Source organism: Burkholderia singularis (assembly GCF_900176645.1).
Lineage (GTDB): Bacteria > Pseudomonadota > Gammaproteobacteria > Burkholderiales > Burkholderiaceae > Burkholderia > Burkholderia singularis.
In genome coordinates, this window is the sequence record NZ_FXAN01000054.1 from 1 (window position 1) to 13,225 (window position 13,225).

A 13,225-nucleotide genomic window follows, 5' to 3' on the forward strand; every position below is an offset into this window, starting at 1 on the left:
GGATGAGCGGGAAGGGGGGGGGAGGTGGCACACGCTGGCCGGAGCTGCGAGGTGACGGGCAGGTGGATTCATCGACGAATATCGGGATATCGGAACAGGAAAGGCGCAGCGAACAGCCGTGCGCTTGCGCGGCGGCGAAGGCGCCCATTGTAGAGAAAACGGCGCGTACCGCGCTGCATCGCGCCGTTGTCCGCGCGTGCACGGCGCGGCGCTACAATGTCCGCCATCGTGAACGCAGGCGACGGACGTTTTTCAGAATGCGGATATTGCTAGTCGAAGATGATCGGATGATCGCCGAAGGCGTGAGAAAGGCGCTGAAAGCGGATGGTTGCGCGGTCGACTGGGTGCAGGACGGCGAAGCCGCGCTGACCGCGCTCGCCACCGGCGAGGCGCACGACCTGCTGCTGCTCGATCTCGGCCTGCCCAAGCGCGACGGTATCGACGTGCTGCGCACGCTGCGCGCGCGCGGGCTCGCGCTCCCCGTGCTGATTCTTACCGCGCGCGACGCGGTGGCCGATCGGGTGAAGGGCCTCGACGCGGGCGCCGACGATTATCTCGTCAAGCCGTTCGACCTCGACGAGCTTGCCGCGCGGATGCGCGCGCTGATCCGCCGCCAGGCGGGGCGCAGCGAATCGCTGGTCCGCTACGGCGCGCTGACGCTCGATCCGGCGTCGCATCAGGTCACGCTCGACGGCGCGCCCGTGGCGCTGTCCGCGCGCGAATTCGCGCTGCTCGAGGCGCTGCTCGCGCGTCCCGGCGCGGTGTTGTCGAAGAGCCAGCTCGAGGAGAAGATGTATGGCTGGGGCGAGGAGATCGGCAGCAACACCGTCGAAGTGTATATCCACGCGCTGCGCAAGAAGCTCGGCTCGGACCTAATCCGTAATGTCCGCGGCCTGGGTTATATGGTCGTGAAGGAATCGTAGCGCGTGAAGTCGATTCGTCATCAACTGCTGATCTGGCTGCTCGCGATTGTCGTGGCCGGCGTCGGAATCGCCGGCTGGCTGATCTACCGGCAGGCGCTCGACGCGGCAAACGAAGTGATGGACAACCAGCTGCAACTGATCGCGGCCGCGTTGCCGTCCGAACCGTTCTCTCAGGTGCTGGGCTCGCACACGAACGGCGACGAGGGGATCGTGATCCAGATCTGGAACCGCAACGGCGTGCTGATGTATTTTTCGCATCCGCGCGCGCCGATCGCGCCGCGCGCGGAGCTGGGCTTCTCGACCGAGCGCACCGAGCGCGGCGCGTGGCGGGTGTATGGCGCGATCGTCGGCGACAACGTCGTGCAGCTCGCGCAGCCGCTGTCGGTGCGCAACCGGCTTGCCGCGAGCGTCGCGCTGCGCACGCTTTGGCCGCTCATCGTGCTGCTGCCGTTTCTCGGTGCGGCGGTGTGGATGATCATCGGGCGCGGTCTTGCGCCGTTGCAGCGCGTCACGCGTGCGGTGGAGGCGCGCCGGCCCGACGCGCTCGACGCGCTGCCCGACACGCCGTTGCCGCTCGAGGTGCGGCCGCTCGTGCGCGCGCTGAACGGACTGCTCGCGCGTCTGGCCGCCGCGCTCGACACGCAAAAGGCGTTCGTCGCGGACGCCGCGCACGAACTGCGCACGCCGCTTGCCGCCGTGCAGATCCAGGCGCAGCTCGTCGCGCGCGCGCAGGACGACGCATCGCGCCGCGAGGCGATCGCCGATCTGCAAAACGGCGTGACGCGCGCGACGCGTCTTGCCGAGCAATTGCTCGCGCTCGCCCGCGCGGAGCCGGGCGACGCAACCGTGCGCGAGCGCGTCGACTTGCGCGCGCTCGTCGAGGAATGCGTCGCCGCGCATGCGCCGCTCGCGCAGCGGCGCGATATCGATCTCGGCTTCGAGGCGCTCGAGGATGCGGCGGTGCTCGCCGATCCCGCCGCGCTGCGCGTGATGTTCAACAACCTGCTCGACAATGCGGTGAAGTACACGCCGCAAGGCGGGCGCATCGACGTGTCGCTCACGCGCGGCGACGGCGCGAGCGCGCTGGTGCAGATCGGCGATAGCGGCCCCGGCATTCCGGCCGCCGAACGCGAGCGCGTGTTCGACCGCTTCTATCGCGATTCGTCCGCGCGGGCGCGTACCGATGTGTCGGGCAGCGGCCTTGGTCTTGCGATCGTCAAGCGGATCGCCGCCCAGCAGCGTGCGAGCATCGCGATGGGCGAAGCGCCGGCGGGCGGCTTGCTCGTCAGCGTCAGGTTGCCGTGCGCGGCCGATGCGTGACGCTGCATGAACGATGGGCGGCCGGTATCTGACCGGCGCATAGGCCGTGCGCATGCTTGCCCCACCGGCTGCGCTCCTTGCATACGCGTTGCCCGTTCGCCTGCGAAGCCGGTTAAGACTGCTTTAAGACAGGCTCGTTACGCTTCGAACCATTAAACAAGGAGAACGATATGACTACCCGATTCCTTGCGCGTGGCGCAGTTGCCGTGGCCGTTGCCGCAGCGTTGTCGGCGGGGTACGTGGCGGGTACGCGTCATGCGGAGCCGCAGATCATCACGCCGGCGGTCGCCGCGCTGATGCCGGCCGAAGCCGCCGCCAAGACCGGCGTTCCCGATTTTTCCGGGCTGGTCGAGACCTACGGGCCCGCCGTCGTCAATATCAGCGCGAAGCATGTCGTGCAGCGTGCCGCGCAGCGTCGCGGGATGCCGCAGATTCCGCTCGATCCGAACGATCCGTTCTACCAGTTCTTCAGACATTTCTACGGACAGATTCCGGGCATGGGCGTGGGGCCACAGCCGCCCGATGATCAGCCGAGCACGAGCCTGGGCTCGGGCTTCATCGTCAGTTCCGACGGTTATATCCTGACCAACGCGCATGTGATCGACGGCGCGAACGTCGTGACGGTCAGACTGACCGACAAGCGCGAATACAAGGCGAAGGTGGTCGGCGCCGACAAGCAGTCGGACGTCGCGGTGCTGAAGATCGACGCGTCCGGCTTGCCGACCGTCAAGGTCGGCGATCCGGCGCAGAGCAAGGTTGGCCAGTGGGTCGTCGCAATCGGCTCGCCATACGGTTTCGACAATACGGTGACCTCGGGCATCATCAGCGCGAAATCGCGCGCGCTGCCTGACGAGAACTACACGCCGTTCATTCAGACCGACGTGCCGGTGAACCCCGGCAATTCAGGCGGCCCGCTGTTCAATCTGCAAGGCGAAGTGATCGGCATCAACTCGATGATCTACTCGCAGACGGGTGGCTTCCAGGGGCTGTCGTTCGCGATTCCGATCAACGAGGCGATCAAGGTGAAGGACGAACTCGTGAAGACGGGCCACGTGAGCCGCGGCCGGCTCGGCGTCGCGGTGCAGGGGCTCGATCAGACGCTCGCCAGCTCGTTCGGTCTGCCCAAGCCGGACGGCGCGCTCGTCAGCGCGGTCGATCCGAAGGGGCCCGCTGCGAAGGCGGGGTTGCAGCCCGGCGACGTGATCCTTGCGGTCAACGGCGTACCGGTACAGGATTCCACTACGCTGCCTTCGCAGATCGCGAGCATGAAGCCCGGCACGCAGGCCCAGTTGCAAATCTGGCGGGACAAGTCGAAAAAGACGGTATCGGTGACGCTCGCGTCGCTGGGCGAGAACCAGACGACGGTGAGCAGCGACGCGAGCGTCGAGCAGGGGCGTCTGGGCGTGTCGGTGCGGCCGCTCACGCCGCGCGAGCGCAATGGCACGTCGCTTACGCACGGCCTCGTCGTCCAGCAATCGACAGGGCCGGCCGCGGGCGCGGGCATTCAGCCGGGCGACGTGATTCTCGCGGTGAACGGCACGCCGGTGACGAGCGCCGAGCAATTGCGCGACGTGGTCAAGCGCGCGGGCAACAATCTTGCGTTGCTGATCCAGCGTGACGACGCCCAGATCTTCGTGCCGGTCGATCTGGGTTGAGCCGGTCGGGCAAGTTCATCCGGCTCGAGCGGGCCGCTGCGCCGGCCCGCCGTTTCCGGCTGACGAACTCAAGGAGCGAACCATGCGACAGCAAGCCATTTCGAGGTATCTGGCCGCGGCGGCGCTGACTTTCGGCATCGCGGGCGCGGCGTTTGCGCAGTCCGGCTTGCCGGATGTGCAGCGGCAAGGCAATGTCAGCTTCGTCTCGGGGGGCGTGGGGCAGGACGAATCGAGCGCATTCCAGCGCAACGAACGGCGCTGGCCGCTCGCACTGCGCTTTACCGGCGCGGGCGGCGAATTTCTTGCTGACGTTCGCGTGTCGGTGCGCGATGCGCGTGGCCGCGAGGTGCTGGCGGCGGACGCGCGCGGACCTTACATGCTTGTCAGACTCGCGCCGGGGCGTTATACGATCCGCGCCGCGTACAACGGCAACGAGCAGACGCGAACGGTCGCCGTGCCGGCGAAAGGGGGCGCGAAGGTCGCGTTCTCGTGGCGCATGCAGTAAATTTTGCACATTCGTCAGGCGGTTTGGCTGATAATGGGGCGTGAGCGGCATCTGTTGCCGTGGACCATTCCAATTTCCGGCCGGTGCGTATAGGCGTGGCGGCCTCGGAGGAAACCGATGTCCGACGCCGCAAGTCACTGCATTGAAACCGGGCCGAACCGCTTTCGCGCGCGCGCGATCCGCAGCCGGATCGCCGATGCCGAATCGAGCGCCGCCTCGACGCTGTACGAAGCACAGCCGTTCGGCCTTTTCCCCCAGCCGCGCCGTGATGCCGATGCATCGCGGCGCGCGCTTTGCCATCGCATCGCGCTTGGCGGGCAGCGCGCTCGGGCTTTCTGTTTTCATCCGTATGCCGCCGGCGGCATTGCCGAGGATGGCGAGCGAACGTCGCGGGCCATGCGTGCGCGTCGGCGCGATGCCGTCTTCGATATGGCACGTGCCGATCGTCTGCGCATGGCGCACTGATCGAACTCACCGGCGGAGGCGATCATGGAATTGCACGACGCATTGTGGATACCGCTCGCGCCGCTCGTCGTGCGCGATGCGCTGCACGATCCCGCGCTTGTGCGCGCGAGTCTCGAGTACTGCGAAGCATTTTCGCGCCTGTCGCGCGACGAGTTTTCGGTTGCGCTGTCGGTGCCTTTTGGGCTGCTGCGCGCCCGTTACGAGGTGCGCGCGCATGTCGTCGCGGGCGAGCACGGCGACGCACCCGGATCGGCCCGGCATACGCTGCACTTCAGGGCGCGCTCGGACGAGCTTGGCGCGCTGCGCGGCCAGATCGACGTGTCGTTGCCGCCTGCCGAGTGCGCGCCGCGCGAGGCTGGCAGCGCAGGCCGCGGGGGCGAGTGCGACGATTTGCCGGCCAAACCGGCAACGCGGGTCGAATATGCGATATGGGCGACGGCGTTCGGCCCGCTTGCCGAACTGCCGGTGAGGCAACTGCGCGATGCGCTTGCCGACTTGGCCGACGATTTCTTCACGGAGTTCGGCCAGATCGTGCTGGCCAAGCACGGGCTTGCGCCGAATCGCGCGCGTGCCGGTGCGCGCGCGCGTCAGCACGTGTTTTTGCGGCCCGCGAGCATGACGCTCGGCGCGAAGCGCTCGCCTGCGATGTCGGCCGACGGCGCGCTGACCGCGCGCGCCGCCGGCGCGCTCGGGCATCGCGAATCGAGTCCGCTGCCGCCGTGGGCGTGGGCGGCGATGATCGTCTTCGTCGCATTGTTGTTGTATGCGGTGCGCTGACGCGTTCGATCCGCTGCCGAGCGGCTGTTTGCGTCGCCTGCATTTTCTTTCCTGAATCGCTCAGGTGATGCGGCGGCCGCGCGTGCCGCGCCCCTTGCGCCCGTTTCATCGCGAGCAGCCTCTGCATGCGCCGCGACGATTTTTTTCCTCAAGCGCCGCGGAATTCGCGCCGGTAAGCCGATGGCGACGTGTCGAACGCCTCGGCGAAATGCTGCCGCAGCGATGCGCTTGAGCTGAATCCCGCCGTCTGCGCAATCGCGTCGATCGGCCGGTCGGTTGCCTCGAGCAACTGTTGCGCGCATGCGAGCCGCTGCGCGAGCAGCCAGGCGCTCACCGTCGTGCCCGTCGCGCGCCGGAAATGGCGCGTGAACGTGCGCCGGCTCATCAGTGCGCGCGCCGCGAGCGAATCGAGCGTATGCGGCAGCGCAAGATTCTCGCGGACCCAGTCGAACAGTTCGGAGAGCCTGCCGTCGCGCGGATTCGCGGCCACCGGCTGGTCGACGAACTGCGCCTGGCCGCCTTGCCGGTGCGGCGGAATGACGAGACGCCGCGCGATCCGGTTCGCGGCGCTCGCGCCATACCGCTTGCGCACCACGTGCAGGCAGCAGTCGAGGCCCGCTGCGGTGCCGGCCGACGTCATCACGTCGCCGTCGTCGATGTAGAGCACGTGGGCGTCGAGCGTCACGCGCGGATAGCGCCGCGCGAAATCGTCGGCCCAGGCCCAGTGCGTCGTCGCGGTTCGGCCGTCGAGCAAGCCCGTTGCCGCGAGCACGAACGCGCCGAGACACAGGCCGACGAGCTGCGCGCCATTCGCGTGCGCGGCGCGCAGCGCATCGACGAGCGCGGCGGGCGGCGTTTCCGTGCCGTCGTGCCAGCACGGCACGATGACGGTGTCGGCGCCTTCGAGCGCATCGAGTCCGTGCGGCGCGGTGATCGTGAAGCCGCTGGTGGTCGCCAGTTCGCCCGCGTCGGTCGCGCACACGCGCAATTCGAAACGCGGCTCGCCGGGGCGGGACTCGCCGAACACGATGCACGGCACTGAAAGATGAAACGGGCTGATGCCGTCGTAGGCGACGACAGCGACGACATGCGGCGGTTCGGAAGCGGCGGCGATGCGCATCGATCGGACTCCGGGAGGCGGACGATTGGCCCGATTCTAGCGAATATTGGCAATCGGGCCGCTATCGGGCAATGGCCTGTGCGCGAACAATCCGCGGTAGCGAGTCGCGCCGCAGCCGGGCCGCGCGATTCGGCCGTCAACTTGTCCGGCGTTCCCGTTCATTTGCCAGGAGCCTCCCATGTCCGCTTCTTTTCCCCGCCGCGCGCTGCTCGTCATCGATGTGCAGAATGAATACGTGACGGGCAATCTGCCGATTGAATATCCGGATGTCGATACGTCGCTCGCGAACATCGGGCGTGCGATCGACGCGGCGCACGACGCGGGGGTGCCGGTCGTGGTCGTCGAGCACGTCGCGCCGGCCGGCTCGCCGATTTTCGCGCGCGGCAGCGACGGCGTCGCGCTGCACCCGGTGGTCGCATCGCGTGCGTTCGCGTACCGGATCGAGAAGCAGAAGGCGAGCGCGTTCGTCGGCACCGATCTGGCCGCGTGGCTCGACGCCCATCGGATCGACACGCTTGCGATTGCCGGCTACATGACGCACAACTGCAATGCATCGACCGTTTATCAGGCGGCGCAGGCAGGGTATGCGCTCGAGTATCTGGCCGACGCGACAGGCGCGCTGTCATACGAGAACGCGGCGGGCGCGGCGAGTGCGCAAGAGATTCACCGCGCGTTCACGGTCGTGATGCAGTCGAATTTCGCGGCGGTGACATCGACGCGTGACTGGATCGATGCGCTTGCCAAGGGCGAGACGCTCGCGCGCGACAACATCTATGCGTCGAACCAGCGCGCGAGGGCGCGGCGCGCTGAACGCGGTTGAGCAACGCCGGGCAACGCCCGGCGCGCGCGGGGCGGTCGCGGACGGCTGCGCGCGGCCGAGCGGCGCACGGCGCACGCGCGCGTCAGGCCGGATCGCGCCGCATCGACGCGCTGGTGCGCAGCATGTCGAGGCACGCGTCGACGAGCTTCTCCGCATGACAGTTCGCATCGATCTCGTTGGGCAGCATCAGCATATCGCGCACGAAGCCGCTGACGAGCGTATGCAGCATCAGCGACGCGCGCCACGTATCGAGATCGGCCGGCATCTGGCCGTTCGCGACCGCCTGCGCGAGATCGGCTTCGAGGTTGTTCAGCGCGTCGAGCATGCCCGCGCGGTGGCGCTCGAGGAGCGGCCCCATGTCCGCCACGTACTCGCACTTCATGAACAGGATGCTGAACACGCGCTGCAGCTGCGGGTCGCGCGCGGCACCCAGCAGGCACCAGGTCAGGATCTCGCGGACCCTCCCAAGCGGATCGGCGAGCGTTTTGCCCGTGTCGGCCTTCAGTTCGTCCAGTGGCATCAGCACGCGGTCGAACATCGCGTCGAACAGTTCGCTCTTGCTCGCGAAATGCCAATAGATCGCGCCGCGCGTCACGCCCGCATGCCGGGCGATATCGGCAAGCGACGTATGCGACACGCCTTTTTCGAAGAAGACGTGCTCGGCGGCGTCGAGAATCCGGTCGCGGGTGGCGAGCGCCTCCTCTTTCGTGCGTCTGACCATTAGGGGCTCGTCGTGGGCAGGGGCGGGATCATGTGTAAGAAAAATGAAGGATATCGTGAACGCCGCGCCCGGAAGCAGGCCTCGCCGGCCGATGCGTCGTAAACGATGGTAATTTGTAAGAAATTGTGCGGTGCATAAAGTTATTTTACATACATTCGTGAATGTATATACAATGCTAGGCTACGACTGAATCGCTTATGAGGCAATCAGTTATTATCCGTTTCTGCTGATTTCCCTCCTCAGTGTCGCGCGCGGTTTGCGCGACGGCATCCCGGCACGGTGGTCGCGTGCCGCTGGCAAGTTTTGCATCCGCAGTCAAGCAATTCAGTTGTCCGATCCGCGGCGCACGGAGCAGGAAGCGTTTCGTGTTCCAGCGGGTTGGCGCTTATTTCTTTTGCTACAAACGAGGTCGCTCCATGCGCGTCGAACGGGTTCCATACCGCTTAATCACTGTTGCGACGGCCGCCGTTTTCCTGGCCGCGTGCGGAAAAAAAGAATCGGCTCCTGCGCCGCAAACGCCGGAAGTCGGAGTTGTGACGGTTCAGCCGCAGTCGGTGCCGGTCGTCACCGAGTTGCCGGGGCGCACGAATGCGTTCCTGGTCGCGCAGGTCCGCGCGCGCGTGGACGGGATCGTGTTGCGCCGGGAATTCGTGGAAGGCAGCGACGTGAAGGCGGGGCAGCGGCTGTACAAGATCGATCCCGCGCCGTATATCGCGACGCTGAACAGCGCGAAGGCGACGCTCGCGAAGGCGCAGGCGAATCTCGCGACGCAGAACGCATTGGTCGCGCGCTACAAGGTGCTGGTGGCGGCGAACGCGGTCAGCAAGCAAGACTACGACAACGCGGTGGCCGCGCAGGGTCAGGCGGCCGCGGACGTGGCCGCGGGCAAGGCCGCCGTGGATACGGCGCAGATCAACCTCGGGTACACGGACGTGGTGTCGCCGATTTCGGGGCGCGTCGGGATTTCGCAAGTGACGCCGGGCGCATACGTGCAGGCGAGCCAGGCGACGCTGATGTCGACGGTGCAGCAGCTGGACCCGGTATACGTCGATCTGACGCAATCGAGCCTGGACGGGCTGAAGCTGCGTCAGGACATCCAGAGCGGACGGCTGAAGAAGGACGGCCCGGGGGCGGCGAAGGTGACGTTGATACTGGAGGACGGCAAGCCGTATCCGGAGCAGGGCAAGCTGCAATTCACCGACGCGACGGTGGATCAGACAACGGGTTCGGTGACGATCCGGGCGATCTTCCCGAACAAGCAGCGCGTGCTGCTGCCTGGCATGTTCGTGCGGGCTCGGATCGAGGAAGGGGTCAACGAGAACGCGTTCCTTGTGCCGCAGATAGGCGTCACGCATGACGCGAAGGGGCAGGCGGTGGCGCTGGTGGTCGGCGGCGACGGAAAGGTTGCGCCGCGGGTGCTGACGACGTCGGGGATGCAAGGGCAGAACTGGGTAGTCGAGGGCGGCTTGTCGGCGGGCGACCGGGTGATCGTGCAGGGCACCGGGAAGGTGCAGCCCGGGATGACGGTGAAGGCGGTGCCGACACAGTTGCCGGCGGCCGGAGATGCGCCGGGTGCGGCGTCGCAGGCGCAGGCAGGGGCATCGCCGGGCGCGGCGCCGTCCGCTTCCGCTGCGCCGGGCGCGGCCTCGGGCGCTTCATCCGCAAGCGCCGCCGCGGCTTCGAGCGCGCGTTAACAGCAGGGGGCCTGTTTCATGGCAAAGTTTTTTATCGATCGCCCGATCTTTGCATGGGTGATCGCCATCATTCTGATGCTGGCCGGCGTCGCGGCGATCTTCACGCTGCCGATCGCGCAGTATCCGACCATCGCGCCGCCGTCGATTCAGATCAGCGCGAACTACCCCGGCGCTTCCGCGAAGACGGTGGAAGACACGGTGACGCAGGTGATCGAGCAGCAGATGAGCGGTCTCGACAACTTCCTGTATATGTCGTCGACGAGTGACGACTCGGGCACCGCGACGATCACGCTGACGTTCGCGCCGGGCACGAATCCGGATATCGCGCAGGTGCAGGTGCAGAACAAGCTGTCGCTTGCGACGCCGATTCTGCCGCAGGTGGTTCAGCAGCTCGGCTTGTCGGTGACGAAGTCGAGCAGCAGCTTCCTGCTCGTGCTCGCGTTCAACTCCGAAGACGGCAGCATGAACCGGTACGACCTGGCGAACTTCGTCGCGTCGCACGTGAAAGACCCGATCAGCCGGATCAACGGCGTCGGCACCGTCACGCTGTTCGGCTCGCAGTACGCGATGCGGATCTGGCTCGACCCGACCAAACTGACCAACTATGGGCTCACGCCGGTCGACGTGACGAGCGCGATCAGCTCGCAGAACGTGCAGGTCGCGGGCGGCCAACTCGGCGGCACGCCGGCCGAGCCGGGCACCGTGTTGCAGGCGACGATCACCGAGGCGACGCTGCTGCGCACGCCCGAGCAGTTCGGCAACGTGCTGCTGAAGGTCAATCAGGACGGTTCGCGCGTGTTGCTCAAGGACGTCGCGAAGATCAACCTTGGCGCGGAAAACTACAACTTCGACACGAAGTACAACGGGCAGCCGTCCGCCGCGATGGGTATCCAGCTCGCGACGAACGCGAACGCGCTCGCGACCGCGAAGGCGGTGCGCGCGAAGATCGACGAATTGGCGCCGTTCTTCCCGCATGGTCTCGTCGTCAAGTATCCGTATGACACGACGCCGTTCGTGCGGCTGTCGATCGAGGAAGTGGTGAAGACGCTGCTCGAGGGTATCGTCCTCGTGTTCCTCGTGATGTATCTGTTCCTGCAGAACCTGCGCGCGACGATCATTCCGACGATCGCGGTGCCGGTTGTGCTGCTCGGTACGTTCGCGATCATGTCGGCGGTCGGCTTCTCGATCAACACGCTGTCGATGTTCGGTCTCGTGCTCGCGATCGGCCTGCTCGTTGACGATGCGATCGTCGTCGTCGAGAACGTCGAGCGGGTGATGGCCGAGGAGGGCTTGCCGCCGAAGGAGGCGACGAAGAAGGCGATGGGGCAGATCACCGGCGCGCTCGTCGGCGTGGCGCTCGTGCTGTCGGCGGTGTTCGTGCCGGTTGCGTTCTCGGGCGGCTCGGTCGGCGCGATCTACCGGCAGTTCTCGCTGACGATCGTCTCGGCGATGGTGCTGTCGGTGCTCGTCGCGCTGATTCTGACGCCCGCGCTGTGCGCGACGATCCTCAAGCCGATTCCGCAGGGGCATCACGACGAGAAGAAGGGTTTCTTCGGCTGGTTCAACCGTACCTTCAACAAGAGCCGCGACAAATACCACGTCGGCGTGCACCACGTGATCAAGCGCTCGGGACGCTGGCTCATCATCTATCTGGCGGTGATCGTCGCGGTGGGCCTGCTGTTCGTGCGGCTGCCGAAGTCGTTCCTGCCGGACGAAGACCAGGGCCTGATGTTCGTGATCGTGCAGACGCCGTCGGGCTCGACGCAGGAGACGACCGCGAAGACGCTCGCGAACATCACCGACTATCTGCTCAACGACGAGAAGGACATCGTCGAATCGGCGTTCACGGTGAACGGCTTCAGCTTCGCGGGCCGCGGCCAGAACTCGGGTCTCGTGTTCGTCAGGCTGAAGGACTTCTCGAAGCGGCAGAGCGCGAACCAGAAGGTACAGGCGTTGATCGGCCGGATGTTCGGGCGCTACGCGGGCTATAAGGACGCGATGGTGATTCCGTTCAACCCGCCGTCGATTCCGGAGCTGGGCACGGCGGCCGGCTTCGACTTCGAGCTGACCGACAACGCGGGCCTCGGTCACGACGCGTTGATGGCCGCGCGCAACCAGTTGCTCGGGATGGCCGCGAAGGACCCGACGCTGATGGGTGTGCGTCCGAACGGCCTGAACGATACGCCGCAGTACAAGGTCGACATCGATCGCGAGAAGGCGAACGCGCTCGGCGTCACACCGGCGGCGATCGACCAGACGTTCTCGATCGCCTGGGCGTCGAGCTACGTGAACAACTTCCTCGATACCGACGGCCGGATCAAGAAGGTCTACGTGCAGGCGGATGCGCCGTTCCGGATGCAGCCGGAAGATCTGAACATCTGGTACGTGCGCAACGGTGCGGGCGGAATGGTGCCGTTCAGCTCGTTCGCGACCGGACACTGGACGTATGGCTCGCCGAAGCTCGAGCGTTACAACGGCGTCTCGGCGATGGAAATCCAGGGTCAGGCCGCGCCGGGCAAGTCGACCGGCCAGGCGATGGCGGCGATGGAAGCGCTCTCGAAGAAGCTGCCGACGGGCATCGGCTATTCGTGGACGGGACTGTCGTTCCAGGAAATCCAGTCGGGTTCGCAAGCGCCGATCCTGTACGCGATCTCGATTCTCGTCGTGTTCCTGTGTCTCGCGGCGCTGTATGAAAGCTGGTCGATTCCGTTCTCGGTGATCATGGTCGTGCCGCTCGGCGTGATCGGCGCGCTGCTTGCGGCGACGCTGCGCGGGCTGGAGAACGACGTGTTCTTCCAGGTGGGCTTGTTGACCACGGTGGGCTTGTCGGCGAAAAACGCGATTCTGATCGTCGAGTTCGCGCGCGAGCTGCAGATTACCGAGAAGATGGGGCCGATCGAGGCGGCGCTGGAATCGGCGCGGTTGCGGTTGCGTCCGATTCTGATGACGTCGCTTGCGTTCATTCTCGGCGTGCTGCCGCTTGCGATCAGTAATGGCGCGGGCTCGGCGAGCCAGCACGCGATCGGTACCGGCGTGATCGGCGGGATGATCACCGCGACGTTCCTCGCGATCTTCATGATCCCGATGTTCTTCGTGAAGGTGCGCGCGGTGTTCAGCGGCGAGAAGGAAGATGCCGACGACGCGCTGCGTCTCGCGCAGGAGCACGCGCATCGCACCGAAGCGCCGAAGCACGGCGATGACGACGCTGGCAGGAAGGAATAACTG

General features: G+C 66.3%; 11 protein-coding genes. 9 read left to right on the plus strand and 2 right to left on the minus strand.

Features of this window, described 5'->3' with window-relative positions:
* The first annotated feature begins 257 nt into the window (after positions 1–257).
* The 6 genes from BSIN_RS11575 (at position 258) to BSIN_RS11600 (ending at position 5,645) form a co-directional block, all read left to right on the plus strand.
* Complete coding sequence (locus BSIN_RS11575; RefSeq protein ID WP_059520548.1) at positions 258–923, plus strand: response regulator; 666 nt, start codon at positions 258–260, stop codon at positions 921–923.
* A 3-nt stretch (positions 924–926) separates the two neighbouring features.
* Positions 927–2,243, plus strand: coding sequence for an ATP-binding protein (locus BSIN_RS11580; protein ID WP_089340622.1), 1,317 nt, complete (start codon positions 927–929; stop codon positions 2,241–2,243).
* Positions 2,244–2,413: 170 nt separating this feature from the next.
* Positions 2,414–3,898, plus strand: a complete 1,485-nt coding sequence (locus BSIN_RS11585) for a DegQ family serine endoprotease (protein WP_059520546.1) — start codon at positions 2,414–2,416, stop codon at positions 3,896–3,898.
* An 82-nt stretch (positions 3,899–3,980) separates the two neighbouring features.
* Positions 3,981–4,403: a carboxypeptidase regulatory-like domain-containing protein gene (locus BSIN_RS11590; RefSeq protein ID WP_059520545.1), complete on the plus strand. Its 423-nt coding sequence runs from the start codon at positions 3,981–3,983 to the stop codon at positions 4,401–4,403.
* 117 nt (positions 4,404–4,520) lie between these two features.
* The gene (locus BSIN_RS11595) at positions 4,521–4,868 is read left to right on the plus strand and encodes a hypothetical protein (protein ID WP_089340623.1); all 348 of its coding nucleotides are present in this window, start codon (positions 4,521–4,523) and stop codon (positions 4,866–4,868) included.
* 24 nt (positions 4,869–4,892) lie between these two features.
* The gene (locus tag BSIN_RS11600; RefSeq protein ID WP_089340624.1) at positions 4,893–5,645 is read left to right on the plus strand and encodes an SRPBCC family protein; all 753 of its coding nucleotides are present in this window, start codon (positions 4,893–4,895) and stop codon (positions 5,643–5,645) included.
* A gap of 148 nt (positions 5,646–5,793) precedes the next feature.
* On the opposite strand, the gene BSIN_RS11605 is transcribed toward BSIN_RS11600, so the two are convergent.
* The gene (locus tag BSIN_RS11605; protein WP_089340625.1) at positions 5,794–6,765 is read right to left on the minus strand and encodes a helix-turn-helix domain-containing protein; all 972 of its coding nucleotides are present in this window, start codon (positions 6,763–6,765) and stop codon (positions 5,794–5,796) included.
* 178 nt (positions 6,766–6,943) lie between these two features.
* On the opposite strand from BSIN_RS11605, the gene BSIN_RS11610 reads away from it, so the two are divergent.
* Positions 6,944–7,585: an isochorismatase family protein gene (locus BSIN_RS11610; RefSeq protein ID WP_089340626.1), complete on the plus strand. Its 642-nt coding sequence runs from the start codon at positions 6,944–6,946 to the stop codon at positions 7,583–7,585.
* An 82-nt stretch (positions 7,586–7,667) separates the two neighbouring features.
* Here the strand turns inward: BSIN_RS11610 and BSIN_RS11615 are convergent, their stop codons facing one another.
* Positions 7,668–8,306, minus strand: a complete 639-nt coding sequence (locus BSIN_RS11615; protein ID WP_059520540.1) for a TetR family transcriptional regulator — start codon at positions 8,304–8,306, stop codon at positions 7,668–7,670.
* 416 nt (positions 8,307–8,722) lie between these two features.
* On the opposite strand from BSIN_RS11615, the gene BSIN_RS11620 reads away from it, so the two are divergent.
* Together BSIN_RS11620 and bpeB are read left to right on the plus strand one after the other, a co-directional pair.
* Positions 8,723–10,000, plus strand: coding sequence for an efflux RND transporter periplasmic adaptor subunit (locus BSIN_RS11620; RefSeq protein WP_089340627.1), 1,278 nt, complete (start codon positions 8,723–8,725; stop codon positions 9,998–10,000).
* Positions 10,001–10,018: 18 nt separating this feature from the next.
* Positions 10,019–13,222 carry an efflux RND transporter permease BpeB gene (gene bpeB, locus BSIN_RS11625; protein ID WP_059520538.1) on the plus strand — a complete coding sequence of 1,068 codons (3,204 nt, stop codon included), beginning with the start codon at positions 10,019–10,021 and terminating at the stop codon, positions 13,220–13,222.
* Positions 13,223–13,225 lie beyond the last annotated feature (3 nt).

Coding starts and splice junctions, on each gene's coding strand:
- BSIN_RS11585 (WP_059520546.1), top strand. CDS start 2,414: ATGACTACCCGATTCCTTGCGCGTGGCGCAGTTGCCGTGGCCGTTGCC.
- BSIN_RS11615 (WP_059520540.1), bottom strand. CDS start 8,306: ATGGTCAGACGCACGAAAGAGGAGGCGCTCGCCACCCGCGACCGGATT.
- BSIN_RS11575 (WP_059520548.1), top strand. CDS start 258: ATGCGGATATTGCTAGTCGAAGATGATCGGATGATCGCCGAAGGCGTG.
- BSIN_RS11590 (WP_059520545.1), top strand. CDS start 3,981: ATGCGACAGCAAGCCATTTCGAGGTATCTGGCCGCGGCGGCGCTGACT.
- BSIN_RS11600 (WP_089340624.1), top strand. CDS start 4,893: ATGGAATTGCACGACGCATTGTGGATACCGCTCGCGCCGCTCGTCGTG.
- BSIN_RS11595 (WP_089340623.1), top strand. CDS start 4,521: ATGTCCGACGCCGCAAGTCACTGCATTGAAACCGGGCCGAACCGCTTT.
- BSIN_RS11610 (WP_089340626.1), top strand. CDS start 6,944: ATGTCCGCTTCTTTTCCCCGCCGCGCGCTGCTCGTCATCGATGTGCAG.
- bpeB (WP_059520538.1), top strand. CDS start 10,019: ATGGCAAAGTTTTTTATCGATCGCCCGATCTTTGCATGGGTGATCGCC.
- BSIN_RS11620 (WP_089340627.1), top strand. CDS start 8,723: ATGCGCGTCGAACGGGTTCCATACCGCTTAATCACTGTTGCGACGGCC.
- BSIN_RS11605 (WP_089340625.1), bottom strand. CDS start 6,765: ATGCGCATCGCCGCCGCTTCCGAACCGCCGCATGTCGTCGCTGTCGTC.